The following is a 23,149-nucleotide window of genomic DNA, read 5'->3' as shown; positions in this document are numbered from 1 at the left end:
GATGAATGCAGGCTTTGTCGCTAAAATCATCGACAGAGTTTGCGTTCTCTTACCATAAAAAAGTCTTATTCTTCATGCAAAACTTCCCCTTATCGCGTTAACCCCCTACTATCTGTAGCCTAGCTATGGGTATCAGCCCCTAATATTTATGAGACATCTTCAGGTTAATCCTGAGGCAGCGACCGAGGATGTAATGCAGACCAGTCAGTTATTTACTGCGCTTCAACAGCGGCAACAACAACGTGATCACCGTTACCTCAAGGGATTGGTGGTGATACTTTTTTTTGCGCTGGTAGTCAGCTTGTGTGCTGGAGATGCGTGGATTTGGCCCACTCAGTGGTTTGGTGAAAGCGGGCAATTATTCGTCTGGCAGTTGCGTTTGCCCCGAGCCTTAGCCGTAATGATGGTTGGTGCAAGTCTTGCGGTTGCGGGTGCTGTAATGCAGGCATTGTTTGAAAATCCATTAGCCGAACCCGGTCTGCTGGGGGTGGCGAATGGTGCAGGTGTTGCATTAGTTATGGCGGTCTTGCTAGGGCACGGGTTATTACCGATCTGGTTTTTAAGTGGCTGTGCTATTGCTGGAGCCTTACTTATGACGGTTCTGCTGTTAGGTTTCGCTCGCCGGCGTTTGTTGACTAACGCTCGTCTGTTACTGGTTGGTGTTGCATTGGGGATCGTTTGCAGCGCGGTGATGACATGGGCTGTTTATTTCAGTACCAGCTTGGATTTACGCCAGTTGATGTATTGGATGATGGGGGGATTCAGCGGTATAGATTGGCGACAGCAGGGATTGGTCGTAGCATTGGTGCCGATCGTGGTATGGCTTTGTTGCCAGGGGCGAGTGCTCAACTTTATGTCATTGGGTGAGCAGCAAGCCAGGCAGTTGGGGATCCCACTCCATTTATGGCGGAATTTATTAGTACTGGCTATAGGATTGCTGGTAGGTATTAGTGTTGCTCTGGCTGGTGTTATCAGCTTTATTGGCCTGGTTATTCCCCATATCTTACGATTGACCGGTTTAACTGACCAACGCCATCTGCTAAGCGGATGTGCACTAGCTGGCGCTGGAATACTGTTGTTTGCGGATGTTATCGCACGTATCGCTCTATTTTCGGCTGAGCTGCCCATTGGTGTGGTGACAGCAACGTTGGGTTCGCCATTATTTATCTGGTTGCTGACACGAGTGAAAAGTGTAAAGTGATCTGCCTTACACCTATTGATACTCTTGTAAGTTCATCTGTATATCATCGCTGAATAAGGATCCTTCCTGATGAGTAATCCAATTTATTCCATTCCTGTTAAAACCATTGAAAGTGAATCTATTCTGCTGGAAAAGTATAAAGGCTCAGTGCTGTTGGTGGTTAATGTGGCTTCTCAGTGTGGTCTGACTAAGCAGTATGAAGGGCTTGAAAACCTCTATAAAACATATCATCAGCAAGGTTTTGAAGTCTTAGGTTTTCCGAGTAATGAGTTTGCGGGGCAGGAGCCTGGCAGTGATGAAGAGATCCAAGCTTTCTGCCGTGGCACATTTGGGGTTGAATTTCCGATGTTTAGTAAAATTGAGGTCAATGGCCCGCAACGGCACCCTTTGTACCAGCAATTGATTGCGGCTAAGTCTGTTGCAATAAAACCGGAAGGGAGCGAATTTTATCAACGGTTAGCCAGTAAGGGGCGTGAGCCAAAGCAACCGGGTGATATTCTGTGGAATTTTGAGAAATTCCTGGTTAGTCGTGATGGCGAAGTTCTTGAGCGTTTTGCTCCCGATATGGCACCAGAAGATTCGATTCTAATCAGTGCAATTACTCAAGCGTTAGCCACCAAATAATTTACCGACAACAGGTTTATTTTGATGCTTTTGCAACTCAGCAATGTCCATGTCGAAACCCGCCTTGCGCCTTTTTCTGCCCAGGTGGCTGCTGGGTTGCAAATTCATTTGATAGGTCCCAATGGTGCAGGGAAAAGTACCCTGTTGGCCGCTCTGGCAGGCTTGTTGCCTGCTCGTGGTGATATTTTACTGGCCGGGCAACCACTGCCTATCTATGCAGGGCACGACTTGGCCCGTTCACGAGCCTATCTAAGTCAACAGCAATCGGCTCTGACTCTAATGCCGGTTTTCCAATATCTGGCTCTCTATCAGCCAGCCGGTGCCGCTTTGGATGCTGTAGCGGCAACGATTGGTTATCTCTGTAAAAAATTACGATTAACCGATAAATTGCCAAGAATGTTATCGCAACTTTCAGGCGGCGAGTGGCAGCGTGTTCGGCTCGCGGCAGTATTCTTGCAAGTTTGGCCGGATATCAACGCTGACAGCAAGCTGTTATTGCTTGATGAACCCTATACCGGGCTTGATGTGGCGCAAAAAGTGGCACTTGATAGTCTGCTTGCTGAGTTTTGTGCGGCTGGGCGCAGTGCTATCATTAGTGCTCATGACCTTAACCACACCTTGCAACAGGCTGATCAGGTTTGGTTAATGTCTAAAGGGGACGTGCTTGCACAGGGTGGGGCTAAACAGGTAATGGAGGCAGATATTTTATCTGATGTGTTCGAAGTGGAATTTCAAATACATAGTTTTGATGGCCAGAATTGGATTATTACAAAAAGCATATGATACTTACATTTAGCTACTAAGTTTTATTGGGAGTATAAAATTAATAACCTGCATCTATAATTTGCATTAATATTTGTTATGGTGCTTATTTTTCTTTTTCTCCACAGAAGAAATCAATTAAATCATTGCGATGAAATATCCCACAGTGTTTTATGTTAATTGATTGATTTTACTATGAAAAACAATTCCTTTCTTCGTGAAATACCCTTTCTGAATATATCAGCAAAAAAACGCTATCTTAAGGTTTATTTAAGGTTAATGGACTAGAGTTGACCCTAGCAGACCACAGGTTTATCTGATGGGCGTTTAGTTTTCGTTAACTTAAGTGAGCATATAGTTGCCGACAGCTCTGGTGTCCTAAGGGATTATTCAATGCAGAATTTTTTGCCATTTTCACGTCCGTCAATCGGTACGGACGAAATTAATGCGGTCATAAATGTATTAGGCTCAGGTTGGATAACTACTGGCCCACAGAATCAACAGTTAGAAACTGATTTTTGTAAGGCATTGGGTTGCAAGCATGCTATTGCTGTCAGTTCGGCCACTGCGGGAATGCATATCACCTTGATGGCCTTGGGTATTGGCCCAGGGGATGAAGTTATTACCCCGTCTCAAACGTGGGTTTCTACTCTTAATATGATTGTGTTGCTGGGCGCTGAGCCGGTAATGATTGATGTTGATCGCGACACTTTAATGGTAAATGCTGCGGATGTTGCAGCAGCTATCACCGCAAAAACCAAAGCCATTATCCCGGTGCATTATGCCGGCGCTCCCTGTGATCTTGATGCTTTGCGTTTAATTGCTCAGCATCAAGGTATCCCATTGATTGAAGATGCGGCCCATGCTGCTGGCACCCGCTATGGTAATCAATGGATTGGCGAGAAGGGCACCGCTATTTTCTCTTTCCATGCCATTAAAAATATGACTTGTGCTGAAGGCGGCTTAATTGCCACTGATGATGATGAGCTAGCCGACAAAGTACGGCAACTTAAGTTTCATGGCTTGGGTGTGGATGCCTTTTATCGACAGCTACAAGGGCGTAGCCCACAGGCCGAAGTTATAGTGCCTGGTTATAAATATAACTTATCTGATATTCACGCAGCGATTGCGGTAGTGCAACTCAGGCGTTTACCTGAAATCAATGCTCGTCGCCAAGAATTAGTTGCCCGCTACTATAAGGCATTGAACGATTCCCCCTTGCAACCCCTGGCGGTTCCCGACTATGCCCATCTCCATGCATGGCATCTGTTTATGGTGCGTGTTGATGAAGGTCGCTGCGGAATTAGTCGCGACTCACTGATGGAGCGGTTGAAAGAGTCAGGAATTGGTACTGGTCTGCATTTTCGTGCCGCCCATACTCAAAAGTATTATCGCGAACGCTATCCACAGTTGCACTTACCCAATACCGAATGGAATTCCGCCAGATTATGCACATTGCCCCTTTTCCCCGACATGCTAGACAGTGATGTTGACCGGGTAGTTGATGCATTGGCAACTATTATAGGGCCGCACCGTGTTACAAAATGAGCAAATCAAAAAAGTATCAATAGTTATCCCTGTTTATAACGAGCAAGAGAGCTTGCCGGCATTAATAGAGAGGACGTCGGCTGCCTGTAAGTTACTCACCCAACCTTATGAAATTATTCTGGTTGATGACGGGAGTAGTGATAGTTCTGCTGAAATTTTGACAACAGCGGCGAACCTACCTGAAAACCACATAATCGCAGTTTTGCTAAATCGTAATTATGGCCAACATTCAGCCATTATGGCTGGATTCAATCAGGTTAGTGGTGATTTGATCATTACACTTGATGCTGATCTGCAAAACCCGCCGGAGGAAATCCCACGGCTGGTCGGTGTGGCAGAAGAGGGCTACGACGTCGTCGGGACTGTGCGCGCTAATCGGCAAGATTCGCTGTTTCGTAAAACAGCCTCCCGTTTGATTAATCTGATGATTCAACGTGCTACAGGTAAATCTATGGGTGACTATGGCTGCATGTTACGAGCCTACCGCCGTCATATCGTAGAAGCAATGTTACACTGTCACGAACGCAGTACCTTTATTCCCATTCTGGCAAACAGCTTTGCCCGCCGTACCACTGAAATTACAGTTCATCATGCTGAGCGCGAATTCGGTGACTCAAAATACAGCCTGATGAAGCTCATTAATCTTATGTATGACTTGATAACTTGCCTGACAACGACCCCATTACGTCTGTTAAGCCTGGTGGGCAGTGTCATTGCACTTTCTGGTTTTACTCTTGCTGTGCTGTTAGTGGTTTTGCGTTTGGTATTTGGCCCGGAATGGGCGGGCGGCGGTGTCTTTACGCTCTTTGCCGTGTTGTTCATGTTCATCGGTGCCCAATTCGTTGGTATGGGGCTACTCGGTGAATACATCGGTCGAATTTATAACGATGTGCGCGCGCGCCCACGTTATTTCATACAGAAAGTGGTCGGGGCAGAGCATACCGACAATAATCAGGAAGTAGAAAAATGAAAGCGATTGTATTTGCCTATCATGATATTGGCTGTGTAGGTCTAAAAGCACTAGTAGAAGCTGGTTACGATATTCAGGCAGTATTTACCCATACTGACGATCCTAATGAGAATCGTTTTTTCTCTTCAGTGGCCCGGGTTGCTGCTGATTTAGAACTTCCTGTATTTGCACCGGATGATGCCAATCATCCGTTATGGGTTGAGCGCATTAAGCAATTACAGCCGGATATTATTTTCTCTTTCTATTATCGCAATATGCTGTGTGATGAAATTTTGTCGTTAGCACCGCAAGGAGGATTCAATTTACACGGCTCCTTGTTGCCGAAATACCGAGGGCGTGCTCCGATTAACTGGGCGCTGGTTAATGGGGAGACCGAAACAGGTGTAACCTTGCACCAAATGGTAAAAAAAGCTGATGCAGGCCCAATTGTGGGTCAGCACAAAGTTACCATCAGCGATACAGATACTGCATTGACATTACATGCAAAAATGCGTGAAGCGTCGCAAGAGTTGTTACGTGATTTATTGCCAAAAATGAAGCGTTCTTCACTGCATCTGACACCACAAAAAGAAGCTGATGCCAGCTATTTTGGCCGTCGAACTGCTGCTGATGGAGAGGTCAATTGGCAAAAGTCAGCATCAGATATCAATAATTTAGTTCGTGCCGTGACGGAGCCTTATCCCGGTGCATTCAGCTATCTTGGACAGCGTAAACTCATCATCTGGCGTGCGCGGCCGCTGAAGATGGCACACGGAAAGTTACCCGGCACCATACTCTCAATTTCACCTTTAGTTGTCGCCTGCGGTGAAGGTGCGCTGGAGATTGTTACTGGTCAGGGAGACGCTGGTTTGTATGTTCAGGGCAGTCGATTAGCCCAAGAAATGGGCATTGTCACGGATGTGCGTTTAGCTAATAGACCAAGCAATGCTTTGAAAAGACGTACCCGTGTACTGATCCTTGGTGTGAACGGCTTCATTGGTAATCACTTAACCGAACGCTTGTTGCGTGATGACCGTTACGAAGTCTATGGTCTGGATATTGGTTCTGATGCTATTAGTCGTTTCTTGGATAACCCTTTCTTCCATTTCGTGGAAGGCGACATCAGTATTCATTCCGAATGGATCGAATATCATATTAAAAAATGTGATGTCATTTTGCCGCTGGTGGCTATTGCGACGCCAATTGAATATACCCGCAATCCACTGCGTGTTTTCGAATTAGATTTTGAAGAAAATTTAAAGATTGTTCGCGATTGCGTTAAATACAATAAACGTATTGTCTTCCCATCCACTTCTGAAGTTTATGGTATGTGTGATGACAAAGAGTTTGACGAGGACAGTTCGCGACTGATTGTTGGGCCAATTAACAAACAGCGCTGGATATATTCGGTATCCAAACAATTATTGGATCGTGTTATCTGGGCTTATGGTGCGAAAGAAAATCTCAGATTCACATTGTTCCGCCCATTTAACTGGATGGGGCCACGTCTGGATAACCTTGACGCTGCTCGTATTGGCAGTTCCCGCGCCATTACACAATTGATATTAAATCTGGTTGAAGGCTCTCCTATTCAACTGGTTGATGGCGGCGCGCAAAAACGCTGTTTTACTGATATTCATGATGGCATTGAAGCGCTATTTCGCATTATTGAGAACAATGATGGCTGCTGTGATGGTCAGATAATCAATATTGGTAACCCGACGAATGAGGCTAGTATTCGCGAATTAGCGCAAATGCTGCTGAGTAGTTTTGAAAAACATCAATTACGTGGTCACTTCCCACCATTTGCTGGCTTTAAAGATATCGAAAGCAGTGCCTATTATGGTAAAGGCTACCAAGATGTCGAATATCGCACCCCCAGCATCACGAATGCGCGACGTATTTTACATTGGCAGCCAGAAATCGCTTTGCAGCAAACTGTCAGCGAAACCTTGGATTTCTTCCTTCGTGGTGCTGTACTCGAACTGGGTGAAACCCAAAAGGATGAGCATTATCTATGAAGCAAGTTGGACTAAGAATTGATGTGGATACCTACCGTGGAACAAAAGAAGGTGTGCCATCATTACTTGCTGTATTGGAACAGTATGATATCAGCGCCAGCTTTTTCTTCAGTGTTGGTCCAGATAATATGGGGCGTCACTTGTGGCGCCTTTTCCGACCTCGTTTCTTGTGGAAGATGTTGCGTTCTAATGCCGCTTCGCTTTATGGCTGGGATATCTTACTGGCCGGAACCGCCTGGCCGGGTAAAAAAATCGGTAAAGACCTTGGCTCATTAATGAAAGCCACGCTACAAGCAGGGCATGAGGTTGGTTTGCATGCATGGGATCATCAAGGCTGGCAAGCTAAGGTTGCATCGTGGTCAACACAACAGCTAACTGAGCAGGTTCAATGGGGTGTGGATGAATTACAGAACAGCATTGGGCAGCCAGTAACTTGTTCCGCCGCTGCTGGCTGGCGTGCAGACTCGCGGGTGTTAGCCATCAAGCAACCGTTCGCTTTTCGTTATAACAGTGATTGTCGTGGTACTCACCCTTTCCGCCCCCTATTACCTGATGGCAGTCTTGGCAGTGTACAAATTCCTGTTACGTTGCCAACGTACGATGAAGTCGTAGGGAGTGAAGTGCGGGCTGAGGATTTTAATAATTTCATCATTGAAGCTATTTTGCGTGATAGAGGTGTCTCGGTTTATACCATTCATGCTGAAGTTGAAGGGATGTCTCAGGCAGTAATGTTTGAGCAATTATTAGTCCAGGCCAAAAAACAAGGTATCCAGTTTTGCCCGCTTCGAGAGTTATTACCCGATGATTTAGATTTATTGCCGATAGGGACAGTCGAGCGTACCACCTTTCCTGGCCGAGAGGGTTGGTTAGGGTGTCAGACAAAAATTAAGGATGTCGGATGAAACTGTTAAAAGGAGGCGGGGCAGCACTGTTGGCGTTGTTTTTTGCTTTGCTATACCTATTGCCAATCAATAGTCGTTTACTGTGGCAACCTGACGAAACTCGCTACGCTGAGATTAGTCGGGAAATGTTGCAACGTGGTGATTGGGTTGTGCCGCATTTTCTGGGGATCCGCTATTTCGAAAAGCCTATCGCTGGATATTGGTTTAATAATATTAGCCAGTGGATATTTGGTGACACTAATTTTGCCGTCCGATTTGGTTCCATTTTTAGTACCGCGCTGAGTGCAATATTAGTCTATTGGTTAGCGACTTTATTGTGGCGTAACCGCTCTACATCGGTACTGGCGACATTAATTTATCTCTCCATGTTGTTGGTATTTAGTATCGGCTCCTATGCGGTATTGGATCCGATGATTTCATTATGGCTAACCGCTTCAATGGTCTGTTTTTATCTCACATTGCGGGCCGAAACCTTGGCGCAGAAGGTTGGGGCTTACCTTTTGCTCGGCCTTGCCTGTGGCATGGGCTTTATGACTAAAGGTTTTCTGGCGTTGGCCGTGCCGGTTATTTCGGTATTGCCTATTGTCATACAGCAAAAGCGAATAAAAGAACTCATCATTTTTGGCCCGATAGCGATATTGGGTGCGGTAATCTTGAGCTTGCCGTGGGCATTGGCCATCGCGCAACGTGAACCCGATTTCTGGCATTACTTCTTTTGGGTTGAACATATTCAGAGATTCGCTGAAAAAGATGCTCAACATAAAGCCCCCATTTGGTATTACCTGCCTATTCTTTGCATCGGTGTATTGCCGTGGTTGGGGTTATTACCGGGAGCGTTACTTAAAGGGTGGCGTGAACGGGTGGCAAAACCAGAGCTGTTCTTTTTGCTCAGTTGGGTCGTCATGCCGTTGTTATTCTTCAGTGTGGCTAAAGGAAAACTCCCAACGTATATCTTGCCATGTATGGCTCCACTATCTTTACTGATAGCGGCATATGCAACAGATTGCGCCAGTAACATGCGTATGCGCGCGCTGAAAATAAATGGTGCAATAAATCTTATTTTTGGATTAGTTTGCGCGCTGGCGGTGTTAGTTATTGGTTTGAATTTGGTAGGGCACTTGGTCGCCTATGGGCCACAAGAGCAGCAGAAAGTAGTGTTGGGGATAGTCGCCTTTACTGGATGGGGGTTGGTGGGGCTGATTACATTGTATAATAACGCCCGTTATTGGCGTTGGGCTGCCGCCTGTCCATTATTGTTGGTTTTGCTGGTGGGTTACCTGATTCCTCAACAGGTTATTGATTCCAAACAGCCGCAAAATTTTATTCAGAATAATTTTGATGCGTTGAGCAGCAGCCGCTATGTGCTTACCGACAGTGTGGGTGTAGCGGCAGGGTTAGCCTGGCAACTGAAACGTAGCGATATACTGATGTTCAGCGAAAAGGGCGAGCTGTCTTATGGGCTGAACTATGCTGACAGCAAAGATAAATACATTAGCAATAAAGATTTTAGTGAATGGTTGGCTCATGCAAGGCAGCAAGGTGACGTGTCGTTAGTTGTGCAATTATCTCGCGGTGAGGACATCTCTACCCATTATCCGGTAGCCGACAAGGTTAATTTAATGAATCGTTTGGCACTTTTGTGGTACCAAAAGACACCATGACAAATTATTTGCTATTGATAGTTGTCAGTTTATTGACCTGTGCGGGGCAACTGTGTCAGAAGCAAGCTGCACAATGTTGGGGGCAATCTGGTGAAAAACGGCTTGCGCCCACACTGCGTTGGCTTGCTATCGCAGTGATATTGCTGGGCTTAGGAATGGTGCTGTGGTTGCGTTTATTGCAACATCTGCCTTTGAGTGTGGCTTATCCGCTATTAAGCTTTAACTTTGTGCTGGTGACCTTGGCCGCGCAGTTGTTTTATGGAGAAAAGACAACTTCTCGCCATTGGTTGGGTGTTGCTGCCATTATGTTTGGCATCCTTTTGATTAGTTGGCATTTATGAAAGGTTACCTGTGGGGAATAGGCAGTGTGGTGTTGGTGACCATGGCCCAACTCATGTTGAAGTGGGGGATGATGCATACTCCATTAATATCGTTGGCAGATATTAATGGTCAGTTTTTAGCACATCATCTGACACAATTAATGGCGGTAACTTTCGGGCTAGTCGGCTATGCAGTATCCATGTTGTGCTGGTTTTTTGCCTTAAGGTATTTGCCACTCAATCGAGCCTATCCATTACTGAGTCTTAGTTATGCGCTGGTCTATTTAGCCGCTGTATTGCTACCCTGGTTCAATGAGTCGGCGACGTTACTAAAAACGTTAGGGGCGGGGTTTATCCTACTGGGGATATGGCTGATTCACACCAAACCCATAAAAAGTGATTAAATCTATTATCTCATTCATATAACTTGTTTTTTCCAGACTCGATAGCTAAATTAGCTCTACTGGTACCTCTCGCTGGCCAGATATAGCGCCGAATAGCTTGCTGTGCGGTGGATTGGCTAAGCCTTACTCTGGTGATATCTCGATGCGGATGCGTTTCTGGATCTTTTTGGTCAGTATGATTCTTGCTGGTTGTAGCAGCCATGCTCCAACACCGAGTGGTCACTTATCAGATTCTATTGTGGTAGTCGCTAAACTGAATGAACAACTGCGTCAATGGGAAGGAACGCCATACCGTAATGGTGGGCTGGATCAAAGTGGTGTTGATTGTTCAGGGTTTGTTTACCGCACATTCCGTGATCGTTTTGATATGCAATTACCCCGAACAACAGCAGCGCAGACCACCTTAGGCACTAAAGTCTCTCGTGATGAACTCATGCCTGGCGACTTGGTGTTTTTCAAAACTGGCAGTGGACAAAATGGGCTGCATGTCGGTATTTACGATACTAATGATGAATTTATTCATGCCTCAACGAGTAAAGGTGTGATCCGTTCATCGTTGGAAAATGTTTACTGGAAACGTGTGTACTGGCAAGCGCGTCGCATTTGATGCATTTTCGATATAGTTCTTAATCAATACAGAATGAATCCTCGAACCTAAAGATATCGGCGTTGGTTATGTTATCTTAATAGCTGCTTATTTTGGTTCGGAGCCGCGTTTATGTCATCCCTTCGCTTACTCATTTCTGATTCTTATGACCCCTGGTTTAATCTGGCGGTAGAAGAGTGCATTTTCCGTCAGATGTCCCCGGATCAGCGAGTGCTATTTTTGTGGCGTAATGCTGACACCGTGGTGATAGGCCGTGCTCAGAATCCATGGAAAGAGTGTAATACGCGCCAAATGGAGCAAGATGGCGTGAAGCTGGCTCGGCGCAGCAGCGGCGGCGGGGCGGTATTTCATGATTTGGGCAATACCTGTTTCACCTTTATGGCGGGTAAACCTGAATATGATAAAACGGTCTCCACTCAAATTATTCTTACTGCGTTAGCCTCGCTCGGAATTCAGGCCACCGCTTCAGGTCGTAATGATTTGGTGGTTAAGAACGGTGATGATGAGCGCAAAGTTTCGGGCTCGGCGTATAAAGAGACCAAAGATCGTGGTTTTCATCATGGCACATTGTTATTGAGTGCGGATCTGAGTCGTTTGGCCGATTACCTTAATCCTGATCCGAAAAAATTGCAGGCCAAAGGGATTACATCAGTGCGCTCCCGAGTCACCAATCTGGTGGAGCTATTACCGGGAATTGAGCATCAACAGATTTGTGTCGCCATTGAGCAGGCTTTTTTCGATTATTATAATGAAAAGGTGCTGGCGGAAAGAATCTCCCCACAAGCATTGCCCGACCTACCTGGTTTTACCGAACAATTTGCGAAACAGAGTAGCTGGGAATGGAATTTCGGTCAGGCCCCCGCCTTTAGCCACTTAGTCGATACCCGTTTTATTTGGGGCGGAATTGAACTGCATTTTGATGTATTACAGGGTGCCATCGCTCGCTGCCAAATCTTTACGGATAGTTTGAATCCTGCTCCGCTGGAAGCTTTGGCTGAGCGGCTACAAGGGACGGTGTATCGTCCCGAGGCTATTAACGTTGTTTGTCAGCAATTAAGCGATGATTTTCCTGAGTCACATGCTGAGCTGTTGCAAGTTAGTCACTGGCTGGCTGAGGTATTACGCTGATGACCCCTTTTAACTTCATTCAATCAGATAGCGCTTCAAAATCTGAGAATACGCCTCAATTTAATAATAGCTACGGGCAGCAATTGAGCGGTTTTTATACTCACTTGCAACCAACGCCGTTAAAGGGGGCACGCTTGCTGTACCACAGTTCCCCGTTAGCGCTGGAGCTTGGGCTGGATGAGAGTTGGTTTAGTTTGCCGAAAGCCAGCGTATGGGCAGGAGAGGCTTTGCTACCAGGTATGGAGCCGCTGGCACAAGTATATAGTGGCCACCAGTTCGGCGTATGGGCAGGGCAACTCGGGGATGGCCGTGGGATTTTGCTCGGGGAACAACAACTCAGTGACGGCCGCAGTATGGATTGGCATTTGAAAGGCGCAGGGTTAACCCCTTATTCCCGCATGGGAGATGGGCGGGCCGTTTTGCGCTCAGTCGTCCGGGAGTTTTTAGCCTCCGAAGCATTGCACCATCTAGGAATACCTACCAGCCGTGCACTGACCATTGTTACCAGCGAACATCCTGTTTATCGTGAGCAACCAGAGCGTGGGGCGATGTTATTACGCGTGGCTGAAAGTCATGTTCGTTTTGGCCATTTCGAACACTTCTATTATCGACAGCAGCCTGCACAGGTCAGACAGTTGGCTGATTATGTTATTGCTCGTCACTGGCCGCAATGGGCCGGTCAACCGGAAAGTTACCTGTTGTGGTTTACTGATGTGGTAAAACGCACGGCACGTTTAATCGCTCATTGGCAAACGGTCGGTTTTGCTCATGGTGTGATGAATACCGATAATATGTCGATTCTTGGTATTACCATGGACTATGGTCCATTTGGTTTTCTTGATGACTATGTACCGGGATATATTTGCAATCACTCTGATCATCAGGGGCGTTATGCTTTCGATAATCAGCCAGCGGTCGCACTATGGAATCTGCATCGGTTGGGGCAGGCGTTGTCCGGCTTAATGTCGGTGGAGCAGCTACAGTTGGCACTAGAGGCTTATGAGCCAGAGTTAATGGCAGCTTATGGCCAACAGATGCGCGCTAAACTAGGTTTTGTCGAAAACAGCAGCCAGGATAACGAGTTACTGACAGGATTATTGAGTTTGATGATTCAAGAGGGGCGAGATTATACCCGTACATTCCGCTTGTTGAGCCAGGTTGAAATGCATTCGGCGCAATCGCCACTACGTGATGATTTTATCGATAGAGCCGGTTTTGACAGTTGGTACCACCGTTATCGTACACGTTTGCAACAAGAGCTGATTGACGATGTTCAGCGTCAGCAATTGATGAAAGCGGTTAACCCGAAATATATATTGCGTAACTACCTGGCACAGCAAGTGATTGATCACGCTGAAAAGGATGATATTCAACCTCTACAGCGGTTGCATCAGGCATTACAACATCCTTTCGCAGAGCAACCTGAATTTGATGACTTGGCGGCATTACCTCCTGACTGGGGGAAACATCTGGAAATCTCCTGTTCCAGTTAGTTGGTTGCATATCCAACGTATTCAGTGACTCGGGTGAGTAACAACCGCTAACTTAGCGGTGGCTTCAAGGATGAAAGGTATTTCAATCACTCCTACTCGTCGCTAACAGAAGACGTTTTACCGGCTGGACTCCCCGGCACTCCGCAACTGTTGTAGAACTTGGGGTGTTTGCAGGCCAAAACTCAGTAATGCCCTATCATCAAGTACCAGTAATCGTTGCTTTTTACCCGCAGGAGTCAGAGCTACTCCCGGTAAGCGCCATATATTATCAATGCCACCCAGTGATTTAACGCTATATGACGTAACAATCAGCAGGTCAGGAGCACTGGCGATAATCCCTTCTTGTGATAAAGGGCGATAGCCGCTGAATTTTTGCATGGTGTTGTTCAGGCCTGAAAGGCGAAATAAGCTATCCGCAGCAGTATTTTTACCCGCAGCCAGCGGCGGTAACCCCGCGTGGCTTAGGATAAATAGAACCTTTACCGGCAATGGTGTGGAATCTATCATTGCTAGCTGTTGCTGGTAGTGATTGATCAGTTGTCGGCCTTTCTGTTGCTGATTAACTGCGGTGGCAATCAACTGAATTTTAGTTACCACTGTTTGTGGCGAGCTGTCCGCGGGAATAAGTATGACCTTTACCCCATAGTCAGTGATTTGCTTCAGCGCTCGTGACGCTGAAGCCTGCTTACGACATAACACCAACGTAGGTTGTAACGCGAGAATGCCTTCGGCATTGAGTTGTCGCAAGTAACCCACGTCGGGTAAGGTTTTCAATTCACTGGGGTGCTGGCTGGCACTATCCCTGGCCACCATGTTGGCACCTACGCCTAATGCGTAGGTGATTTCAGAGATATCACTACCGAGTGTGATAATGCGTTGGCTGGCAATGCCACTGATTGGAATTATAAGGGCAATAAATATTAGCCATTTATTCATCAGCGGAGCCTATGGCAGTCAATTCGGCCAGTTGCTGATGCCAGTGGTGCTGCTCTGGTTGGCCTTCGCTACGTTGCCCAAATAATTGCAGAATATGATTACCTTGAGTATCCAGCAGCTCCAGACTTGAGATGTAACCCTCTTTGGTCGGTTTGCGTGTTACCCAACTTTCTGCAATGGCATTCTCATGCAGGTGCAAAGCAAAACGGCGGTTAAGCACACTCATCCAATGAGGCGGCGGTGTTTGCTTCCCCTGACAGGCAATAAATTGTTCTATCACGCCAGTGAAGATCTGCATACACCCGGTGTTACCGACAAAGATCATCACTTCATTCTGGCAAGCCTGTGCCGCATATAAAATTTGCCTTAATGCTTTATTATCAACCGGATAAGCCAGATCATCACCGACAGACCGGAAGGCTTGCCGGCGGGTGATTTTATTGCGTTTGAGTAGCATAAAGAACTGATGGATATCGTTCATCTTGCGCCATTCATTATCTATCGCAGCGTTATCAATGGCTGTCTCTTGAGTTAACGCCTTTTCTGCGGGGGAGAACACCAATCGCGCATTGGTTTCACAGCGATACTTTTCTACCAACTGCTGCCATGCGTTAAGGTCTGTTTCTTCGGTACAGTAGATTTGATGGATTGCCTTGCCTTGCAGATTACAGCAGTGAATGCTCAGTTGCTTACCCTGTGGTGTCTCCTCACTCAGGCTAAAAATGCTGTCCCATTGGCGGAAAAACAGCCTTAAATCCAGCGCGCGTGGATTAAGAACCAAGCCCAGGTGACCGTGCAAGCGTAAATTCTGGTACTCACCCCAATGCTCATGTATTGCATAATCGTTACGGGTGATCGATTTAGTGACACCGACACTGGCTAACTCAGTCAGCAGTCTATCGGCACTGATATCCAGGCGTTCTGCATCCTGTCCTACCCGCGCATAAAATAGCTCGGCTTCACTGATATTCATCATGAGGGCAATATCGTGTAGAGGCTTGCTGGGGTGTTGCTGCCGAATGTTGAGATAGTGTTGGTAATGTGACATTTCCATGAGTCGCTTCCTTGTGATTACCACTGATAGCTGATTAACAGTTTGGCATTACGCCCATCCCGCGGGATTGCTTGCGGTGAGTAGTACTCCTTATTAAACGCATTACCCAATACTGCGGTGGTGGTGAGGCCATTCAAGCTGCCAGCCCCACGGTAGCTTAGGTAAAAGTCATGGACCGCATAACCAGCTTGCGGCGCATAGGAACGGCGTGACGACGTTTTGGCATCGTTATTTTTCATAAACTTGGTGTTTTCTGCCATTGTCAGGATCCAGCCAGTGCTAAAACCACTGTTGGCAATAGGGATATTAAGCCTGCTGGTGACGGTATCTGGATTGATACTGTTAATAAATTGGCGGGTGTCGAGATTAATAGCACGAGTGCGGTTATAGGCCAGCGCCCAGTCAATCCATTGATTCTGGTAATCCAATGACACATCCCAACCCCAGCTTTTACTGCGCGGGATATTGATGTAGCCGGAGTAATTTTTACCAAAAAATTCGGTGTGGACTTCACTGGTGATGCGGTTTTTGGCATCAATATTAAAGTAGCTGGCTTTGAATTCAATCAAATCATCATTGGACAATAATTGTTCAAAGTTCAAACCAAAACCAGCCTCACGAGTGACGTTGCTTTCGGGTTTTAGGTTTGGATTGGGTCGCCAGCGATTGGTAAAAGGCCCCATAGAGAAATGAATCGAATCATTATAAAGCTCAGTCAGCGTTGGGGTACGGAACGCTTGGCTGTAGGCACTAAACAACATCAGCCAATCGGTGGGCTTGAGGGTAACGGCACCTCGAGTTGACCCGTTTTTAGCTTCTCTATCAGCAAAACCGGCGCGGCTGTTGTGATAACGATCAAAACGGCTGCCTAGCAGCAAGGTAACGGGTAAATCACGCAGCGTAACTTCATCTTGCAACCAACCGGAGGAAAATTTGATTTCAGACGGGGGGAAACTACGAATAACACCGACTGGAACTTGCTCTTGATGGTAGGTTTCAATGCCATAAGTGAATAAATTTGCAGCCGGGCTGTGAGTAAATAGCAGGCTGCTATTTTCCAGCTTTAAACCACGGGTGATCTGTTTTCGGCGGCCTGAGCCTTCGCGATTGACGTCATCGCTAATATTGATCTCGGAATAGTAGAGTTGGCTGGTGGCATCCAACCAATCAAGGTGTTGTGGTTGCAGGCGGTAGGTTAACTCGGCATCACGTTGAAGGGTGGAACGATTCATCATTGGATTTTTATTAAATTTTAAGTCAGGCGTACTAAGATTAGCCATGCGCGGTTCTAGTGCTTGGTTATTGTAATAACGCAGGGCGGTGGTTAACGATTGGCTGTCAGAAAGATAGGCGGTGCCCTTAAACATCAAGCTGTTAATCGTTTCATCATTCGGCGCTTCATTACCGTTGCCGTGGTAAATATTGCCGACCTTACGTTTACTTAGCGCGATAATGCCATCAAGACTCTCTGTACGGCCAAACATGGACACCCCAGAGCCGATACTGTGATAACCCGTGGCGCCAAAGCCACTGACTCGGAAACCAAGATTTTGGCCCTCAGCCAGCAAGTCGGCCGCATCAACGGTCTGGTAAGCAATCACCCCGCCCATGGCACCACTGCCAAACCTTGATGTTGATGGGCTACGAATGATGCTGACCTGCTTTATCAGGGCCGGATCAAGGAAAGTACCACTGATATTGGCCCCCGTGATGCCCTGACGAATACCATCAATGAGCACCAGCACACCATACTGATCATAGCCTCTGATATTAACGTTCTGTCCATTGGTGCGCCCAACACCGCTAACACTCACACCGGGTACGTTTTGCAGCATTTCTGCGGCGGTGGTAGCAGTTTGTTTGTCTGGTAATGCAGCATCAATGACGGTGACTGTGCCGGGGGTGTTGAAACTGTCAGTCGCCGGTTGAGTTCCGGTAACAATAAGGGTGTGATTCTTACTGGCAGGTGCCGAATGAGCTGTTGCCAGCGGGGATAACGCCACGGTTATTGCCAGACTGCATAAAGACAAACGAAAAAAACGAAGCATAAGCAACTCTCCCTATGTTATTAAACATAATCAATAAGTTGCTGGCTGCCTGAGTATTCAATATAAGGTGGCTGGCGTAGTGGATATTTTTTGCAAATAGGATCGAGTGACTAAAAATTATTTAGTCAGTATTAGTTTTCCTGCTTTGGTTTGGCGCAAATAATAGAACTGCCCTTGGTGATTGATCACCACGACATCATGTTGACCAAGCAGTTGTCCGCTATTAATACAGGATAATTGCAACACCGCAGGAGATGGGGTTGGTGTGCAATTTACGGCTTGATTAGGATAGGTGCCCTTGCGCATAAGAAGTATTCTTTAGAGTATCCAGTTAAGTGATAATCATTATCATCTTCATCTGTGGATGGTTTCAATAACAATCTCTATTACTTTTTATGTTAATTCCTTTATTTTTCTTAGTAATTAATATTTTGGATAGATAGTTTAGAATTGATTTGTAAAAAGGGAGCTTGAGCGGAATGAGGGGGCGTGGACCATTTAATCCAGTGATAGAACAGAGTCAATGTGGCGTGTTAACCCATTCTATCACTGTGTGTTAATTAAAACCGGCTGCTGACAGCAATGGCCAATAAGTTCAATAACTGTTCAGTATCGGCCCAATTCAGGCAAGGGTCGGTAATGGATTGTCCATAGATCAAGGGCTGACCCGCAACAATTTTCTGCGAGCCCTCAATCAGGAAGCTTTCAGCCATCACACCGACAATAGCGCTAGAACCGTTACGGATTTGCTGCCCGATATCAGCGGCAACTTCCAACTGGCGGCGGTGCATTTTCTGACAATTACCATGGCTAAAATCGACCACCAGATGTTCCGGTAAATCGAATTCACGCAGGCTGTCACAGGCTGTGGCAATATCAGATGCACCATAATTAGGCTGCCGACCGCCACGCATAATAATGTGCCCATGCGGGTTGCCGCTGGTTTGGTAAATCGTCATCTGGCCGTTTTTATCCGGGGATAAAAACATATGGCTGGCTTGCGCGGCACGGATAGCATCAATTGCAATGCGGGTATTGCCGTCAGTGCCATTTTTGAAACCCACCGGGCAGGAGAGGGCCGATGCCATTTCTCGATGAATCTGGCTTTCCGTGGTACGTGCGCCAATGGCCCCCCAACTGATCAGGTCGGCAATGTACTGACCTGTCACCATATCAAGGAATTCGGTGGCAGTAGGTAGACCTAACTCATTAACTGCCAATAGCAGTTTGCGCGCCATCTCAATCCCTCGATTGACCTGACATGAGCCATCCAACGCCGGGTCAGAAATTAACCCCTTCCAACCCACGACGGTGCGCGGTTTCTCGAAATAGGTGCGCATGACGACTTCCAGGCGATCCTGATAGCGCTCGCGTAATACATTCAGTCGGGTGGCGTAATCAATGGCGGCATCAAGGTCGTGAATCGAGCAGGGACCGACAACCACTAGCAAGCGGGAGTCTTCGCCGGTGAGGATCTTTTCAATTCGTTTACGTGACGCTGTCACGTTATCGGCAATGCTGGCAGAAATCGGTAATTTTTCCGCCAGTTGTTGTGGCGTGATTAAGCTATCGATGCGCGCAGTCCGCAGTTCATCTGTTTTGTGCATGGAAATTCTCTAAATCTGTTCTTCTCTGCGGCAGGAATACCGGGAAGTGATGGCGATCACAATAAACCAAAACTAAATGAATTCAACCGCCACGGCCTTGATTCATACAATTTGTGATGAAATAAACTGTAAATAATATCTCAGGCAAATATTCCATTAGAACATGCGGCGACTCATGCCTAAAATATCCAGGATTTTGGTGGAGATTTCCTCAACGGAGTAGTTAGTGGAGTTCAGATAGCGAATCTGATTCTTGCGAAATAGCGCTTCTACTTCACCCACCTCTATTCGGCATTGGTGCAGCGAGGCATAACGGCTATTTTCACGTCGTTCTTCACGGATTGCCGCCAGCCGTTCAGGGTTAATTGTCAAACCAAACAGTTTTTGCTGAAAAGGTTTCAGCGCGGCGGGAAGTTGCAAATTGTCCATATCATCGGCGATAAATGGGTAGTTTGCAGCACGAATCCCAAATTGCATGGCTAAATAGAGGCTGGTTGGGGTTTTACCGCAACGGGAAACCCCCAATAGAATCACCTGTGCTTGATCCAGATTACGCAGAGAAATACCGTCATCATGGGCCAGGGCGTAGTCGATAGCCGCAATCCGCGCATCGTATTTGCCCAAATTGCTTTCAGTAAGACCGTGGGTTCGGTTGAGCACCGGTTGTGGGGCAACCCCCAGTTCGCCCTGTAGTGGGGCAACCAGTGCTTGCACAATATCCTGACAAAATCCCTCACTGTGCTGAATGAGTTCACGCACTTCCGCACTGATTATCGAATAGAAAACCAGCGGTCTAACGCCAGTGTCTTGATATATCTGATTAATCTTCTGGCAAACCTCTTGCGCACGCGCAGCACTTTCGACAAACGGCAGCGTAAAGGTAGTGGCTTTAACAGGGAACTGCGACAAAACAGCATGACCGAGTACTTCTGCAGTGATGGCGGTACCATCCGAAATATAAAACACACTTCTCTCCACGCTGACTCCTGAGTATTTTTCTGGTCGGATTGACCACACTGATAAATGAGCATCTGGTGACAAGTTTAGCCTAATCAGTGTGCCTGATTCGGCCTATCGGTAAAGCGTTTGCTGTCAGAATCGCCTGAAAATAACTTTTCTTGTTGGGTTGATCGATTCACCTGTCCATGGACTATGGATCATTGTGCTAGTCTGAAATAGCTGATTCGTCAGCCGTGATACCTCCGTCTGTACCCTACTGACCGTCCATAATTAATAGACAATGTAAAAAGGATTGTTTCGATGTCCAACAATGGCCTAAATCTGTGCAATGTGCTTTGGTACAATCAGCTTGGCATGAACGATGTTGAGCGGGTAGGCGGCAAGAATGCCTCCCTGGGTGAAATGATAACCAATCTTTCAGACCTGGGTGTTTCGGTACCTAATGGTTTTGCTACCACAGCTCAAGCATTTAACGAATTTCTGGAGCAAAGCGGTGTTAACCAACGCATTTATCAATTGTTGGATCAGACCAATGTTGATGATATTGCGGCATTAGCCAAAGCGGGCGCGCAGATTCGTCAATGGGTGGTTGAGACGCCGTTCCATCCCGAGTTTGAACAGGCTATTCATGAAGCCTACCAACAATTAGCTGACGGTGAGCCTGAGGCTTCTTTTGCTGTGCGCTCATCGGCTACTGCCGAAGATATGCCAGATGCCTCCTTTGCCGGCCAGCAGGAAACCTTCTTGAATGTGCAGGGGATTGATGCGGTGATGGTTGCTATCAAGCACGTATTTGCCTCACTGTTCAATGATCGCGCTATTTCCTATCGTGTGCATCAAGGCTACGACCACCGTGGGGTGGCGCTATCTGCTGGTGTACAACGGATGGTGCGCTCTGATCTCGCCTCGGCGGGCGTGATGTTTACTATTGATACTGAATCAGGCTTCGATCAGGTGGTTTTTATCACCGCAGCTTATGGTTTAGGCGAAATGGTGGTGCAAGGGGCGGTGAACCCGGATGAATTTTATGTCCATAAGCCAACATTGCGTAATGGCAAACCCGCGATAGTACGCCGCACTATGGGTTCGAAAAAAATTCGCATGATCTATGCCGAAAGCCAGGAACATGGCAAACAGGTACAGATTGAAGATGTGCCAGAAGTACAACGCAATCGTTTCGCTCTCAGTGATGAAGAGGTACAAGTGCTGGCGCATCAGGCACTATCAATCGAAAAGCATTATGGCCGCCCGATGGACATTGAGTGGGCCAAAGATGGCCATACCGGTAAGCTGTTTATCGTGCAAGCTCGCCCAGAAACAGTACGTTCCAACGAGCAAGTTATGGAGCGTTATCTGCTGAATGCCCAAAGTGAGGTGCTGGTGGAGGGGCGCGCCATTGGTCATCGTATTGGTGCGGGGCCGGTTAAGGTGATTAATGATATCAGCGAGATGGACCGTATTCAGGCGGGTGATGTACTGGTAACAGACATGACGGACCCTGACTGGGAACCGATCATGAAAAAAGCATCAGCGATTGTGACCAACCGTGGCGGGCGTACCTGCCATGCGGCAATCATCGCTCGTGAGCTGGGGATCCCAGCCGTTGTGGGTTGTGGTAATGCCACTGATATTCTGAGAGAAGGGCAGAAGGTTACGGTTTCTTGCGCCGAAGGGGATACGGGCTATGTTTATCAAGAGTTGCTCGATTTCTCGATTCAGAGCTCACAAGTTACTGAACTGCCTGATTTGCCGTTGAAAATAATGATGAATGTTGGCAATCCAGACCGAGCCTTCGACTTTGCCCGTCTCCCAAATGACGGCGTTGGCTTGGCGCGTCTGGAATTTATCATCAACCGCATGATTGGTGTGCATCCTAAAGCATTGCTGGAATTCGATAGCCAGGAGCCTGCAATTCAGGCAGAAATCAAAGCCTTGATGAAGGGTTATGACGATACGGTCGAGTTTTACGTTGGTCGCTTGACCGAAGGGATCTCTACCTTGGGTGCCGCTTTCTGGCCGAAACGTGTGATTGTGCGCTTGTCGGATTTTAAATCTAACGAATACGCCAATCTGGTTGGCGGAGAAGCTTATGAGCCACATGAAGAGAATCCGATGTTAGGGTTCCGTGGGGCGGGTCGTTATGTCGCAGACAGCTTCCGTGATTGTTTCGCACTGGAGTGTGAGGCGGTTAAGCGGGTGCGGAATGTGATGGGGTTGACTAACGTCGAAGTCATGGTGCCTTTCGTACGTACAGTGGCTCAGGCAGAGGCGGTGGTGGCAGAACTGGCAAGACAAGGGCTGAAACGTGGTGAGAATGGCCTGAAGCTTATTATGATGTGCGAAATCCCGTCCAATGCATTGCTGGCGGATCAATTCCTTGAGCATTTTGATGGCTTCTCTATCGGCTCCAATGATATGACTCAGTTAACATTGGGGCTGGATCGCGACTCCGGTGTGGTTTCTGAACTGTTTGATGAGCGCAATGAAGCCGTTAAGGCGTTGCTGTCGATGGCCATTCAGGCGGCGAAACGTCAAGGCAAGTATGTGGGGATTTGTGGTCAGGGTCCGTCAGACCATGAGGATTTTGCTTTATGGCTGATGGATCAGGGGATTGACAGTTTGTCCCTTAACCCAGACACCGTAGTACAAACGTGGGTCAGTTTGGCGCAACATACTAAGCATTGATTGGACTCGGGTTATACCGATAGAGAGACATTTAATTATCCGCAGCTTAGGTTGCGGATTTTTTGCAATAATAAGTAAAAAAAAAGCCCGTCTAAGATGACAGGCAAAGACTACACACAGCAATACGTGTATTCGATTACAGATATTTAAATAAGTCATTTGAAGATGAATTATTTAAATGCCTTGGGGAAAGCACTTTCTAATAATAATATTAAGTAAATTCCGTGGCTTAGTCATTA

At 46.9% G+C, this 23,149-nt stretch carries 20 protein-coding genes and 1 other RNA gene; 14 read left to right on the top strand and 7 right to left on the bottom strand.

Going from position 1 to position 23,149, the window contains the following annotated elements:
* The first annotated feature begins 193 nt into the window (after positions 1–193).
* The 13 genes from btuC to Q2T72_RS12105 all read left to right on the top strand — a co-directional run bounded on the left by btuC (position 194) and on the right by Q2T72_RS12105 (position 13,620).
* Positions 194–1,201: a vitamin B12 ABC transporter permease BtuC gene (btuC, locus tag Q2T72_RS12165; protein ID WP_083158699.1), complete on the top strand. Its 1,008-nt coding sequence runs from the start codon at positions 194–196 to the stop codon at positions 1,199–1,201.
* Positions 1,202–1,270: 69 nt separating this feature from the next.
* Complete coding sequence (locus tag Q2T72_RS12160) at positions 1,271–1,825, top strand: glutathione peroxidase (protein WP_083158700.1); 555 nt, start codon at positions 1,271–1,273, stop codon at positions 1,823–1,825.
* Positions 1,826–1,849: 24 nt separating this feature from the next.
* Positions 1,850–2,608: a vitamin B12 ABC transporter ATP-binding protein BtuD gene (gene btuD, locus Q2T72_RS12155; RefSeq protein ID WP_193784652.1), complete on the top strand. Its 759-nt coding sequence runs from the start codon at positions 1,850–1,852 to the stop codon at positions 2,606–2,608.
* Between the two features lie 372 nt (positions 2,609–2,980).
* Positions 2,981–4,135 carry a UDP-4-amino-4-deoxy-L-arabinose aminotransferase gene (gene arnB / locus Q2T72_RS12150; protein ID WP_372569237.1) on the top strand — a complete coding sequence of 385 codons (1,155 nt, stop codon included), beginning with the start codon at positions 2,981–2,983 and terminating at the stop codon, positions 4,133–4,135.
* The gene (gene arnC / locus Q2T72_RS12145) at positions 4,122–5,105 is read left to right on the top strand and encodes an undecaprenyl-phosphate 4-deoxy-4-formamido-L-arabinose transferase (protein WP_083158703.1); all 984 of its coding nucleotides are present in this window, start codon (positions 4,122–4,124) and stop codon (positions 5,103–5,105) included. Before arnB ends, arnC begins: the two co-directional genes overlap by 14 nt.
* Positions 5,102–7,105, top strand: a complete 2,004-nt coding sequence (gene arnA, locus Q2T72_RS12140; RefSeq protein ID WP_083158704.1) for a bifunctional UDP-4-amino-4-deoxy-L-arabinose formyltransferase/UDP-glucuronic acid oxidase ArnA — start codon at positions 5,102–5,104, stop codon at positions 7,103–7,105. The genes arnC and arnA overlap by 4 nt, the downstream gene beginning before the upstream one ends.
* The gene (arnD, locus tag Q2T72_RS12135) at positions 7,102–8,007 is read left to right on the top strand and encodes a 4-deoxy-4-formamido-L-arabinose-phosphoundecaprenol deformylase (RefSeq protein WP_083158705.1); all 906 of its coding nucleotides are present in this window, start codon (positions 7,102–7,104) and stop codon (positions 8,005–8,007) included. Before arnA ends, arnD begins: the two co-directional genes overlap by 4 nt.
* Entirely contained in the window at positions 8,004–9,668 is a 1,665-nt protein-coding gene (gene arnT / locus Q2T72_RS12130) for a lipid IV(A) 4-amino-4-deoxy-L-arabinosyltransferase (RefSeq protein ID WP_372569236.1), read from the top strand. The genes arnD and arnT overlap by 4 nt, the downstream gene beginning before the upstream one ends.
* Entirely contained in the window at positions 9,665–10,009 is a 345-nt protein-coding gene (gene arnE, locus Q2T72_RS12125) for a 4-amino-4-deoxy-L-arabinose-phosphoundecaprenol flippase subunit ArnE (protein WP_083158706.1), read from the top strand. The genes arnT and arnE overlap by 4 nt, the downstream gene beginning before the upstream one ends.
* Entirely contained in the window at positions 10,006–10,392 is a 387-nt protein-coding gene (gene arnF / locus Q2T72_RS12120) for a 4-amino-4-deoxy-L-arabinose-phosphoundecaprenol flippase subunit ArnF (protein ID WP_083158707.1), read from the top strand. The genes arnE and arnF overlap by 4 nt, the downstream gene beginning before the upstream one ends.
* A 142-nt stretch (positions 10,393–10,534) precedes the next feature.
* The gene (locus Q2T72_RS12115; RefSeq protein WP_083158708.1) at positions 10,535–10,999 is read left to right on the top strand and encodes an NlpC/P60 family protein; all 465 of its coding nucleotides are present in this window, start codon (positions 10,535–10,537) and stop codon (positions 10,997–10,999) included.
* Positions 11,000–11,110: 111 nt separating this feature from the next.
* Positions 11,111–12,127, top strand: coding sequence for a lipoate--protein ligase A (locus Q2T72_RS12110; protein WP_372569235.1), 1,017 nt, complete (start codon positions 11,111–11,113; stop codon positions 12,125–12,127).
* Positions 12,127–13,620: a protein adenylyltransferase SelO gene (locus tag Q2T72_RS12105; RefSeq protein ID WP_083158710.1), complete on the top strand. Its 1,494-nt coding sequence runs from the start codon at positions 12,127–12,129 to the stop codon at positions 13,618–13,620. Before Q2T72_RS12110 ends, Q2T72_RS12105 begins: the two co-directional genes overlap by 1 nt.
* Positions 13,621–13,737: 117 nt before the next feature.
* On the opposite strand, the gene Q2T72_RS12100 is transcribed toward Q2T72_RS12105, so the two are convergent.
* From Q2T72_RS12100 to Q2T72_RS12075, 6 genes are all read right to left on the bottom strand, one after another.
* Positions 13,738–14,556 carry a hemin ABC transporter substrate-binding protein gene (locus tag Q2T72_RS12100; protein ID WP_372569234.1) on the bottom strand — a complete coding sequence of 273 codons (819 nt, stop codon included), beginning with the start codon at positions 14,554–14,556 and terminating at the stop codon, positions 13,738–13,740.
* Positions 14,549–15,610, bottom strand: a complete 1,062-nt coding sequence (locus Q2T72_RS12095) for a hemin-degrading factor (protein WP_372569233.1) — start codon at positions 15,608–15,610, stop codon at positions 14,549–14,551. The genes Q2T72_RS12100 and Q2T72_RS12095 overlap by 8 nt, the downstream gene beginning before the upstream one ends.
* Positions 15,611–15,627: 17 nt before the next feature.
* Positions 15,628–17,658, bottom strand: coding sequence for a TonB-dependent hemoglobin/transferrin/lactoferrin family receptor (locus Q2T72_RS12090; RefSeq protein WP_372569232.1), 2,031 nt, complete (start codon positions 17,656–17,658; stop codon positions 15,628–15,630).
* A gap of 117 nt (positions 17,659–17,775) precedes the next feature.
* On the bottom strand, positions 17,776–17,964 hold the full coding sequence (hemP, locus tag Q2T72_RS12085; protein WP_083158714.1) for a hemin uptake protein HemP: 189 nt from the start codon (positions 17,962–17,964) through the stop codon (positions 17,776–17,778).
* Positions 17,965–18,218: 254 nt separating this feature from the next.
* Positions 18,219–19,265 (bottom strand): 3-deoxy-7-phosphoheptulonate synthase, encoded by a 1,047-nt coding sequence (locus Q2T72_RS12080; RefSeq protein ID WP_083158715.1) that lies wholly within the window; start codon positions 19,263–19,265, stop codon positions 18,219–18,221.
* Positions 19,266–19,421: 156 nt separating this feature from the next.
* Positions 19,422–20,243: a pyruvate, water dikinase regulatory protein gene (locus tag Q2T72_RS12075; protein WP_083158716.1), complete on the bottom strand. Its 822-nt coding sequence runs from the start codon at positions 20,241–20,243 to the stop codon at positions 19,422–19,424.
* Between the two features lie 282 nt (positions 20,244–20,525).
* Here Q2T72_RS12075 and ppsA point away from each other — a divergent pair, with 282 nt between their 5' ends.
* The gene (gene ppsA / locus Q2T72_RS12070) at positions 20,526–22,910 is read left to right on the top strand and encodes a phosphoenolpyruvate synthase (protein ID WP_372569231.1); all 2,385 of its coding nucleotides are present in this window, start codon (positions 20,526–20,528) and stop codon (positions 22,908–22,910) included.
* A 75-nt stretch (positions 22,911–22,985) separates the two neighbouring features.
* Here the strand turns inward: ppsA and rprA are convergent.
* Positions 22,986–23,090, bottom strand: an RNA gene (rprA, locus tag Q2T72_RS12065) — antisense sRNA RprA.
* Positions 23,091–23,149 lie beyond the last annotated feature (59 nt).

Origin of the sequence: Yersinia sp. 2466 StPb PI (assembly GCF_041538325.1) — a bacterium.
GTDB lineage: Bacteria > Pseudomonadota > Gammaproteobacteria > Enterobacterales > Enterobacteriaceae > Yersinia > Yersinia enterocolitica_E.
The sequence above is the reverse complement of the archived record's forward strand: the minus strand, read 5'-3'. Positions and strand labels throughout refer to the sequence as shown.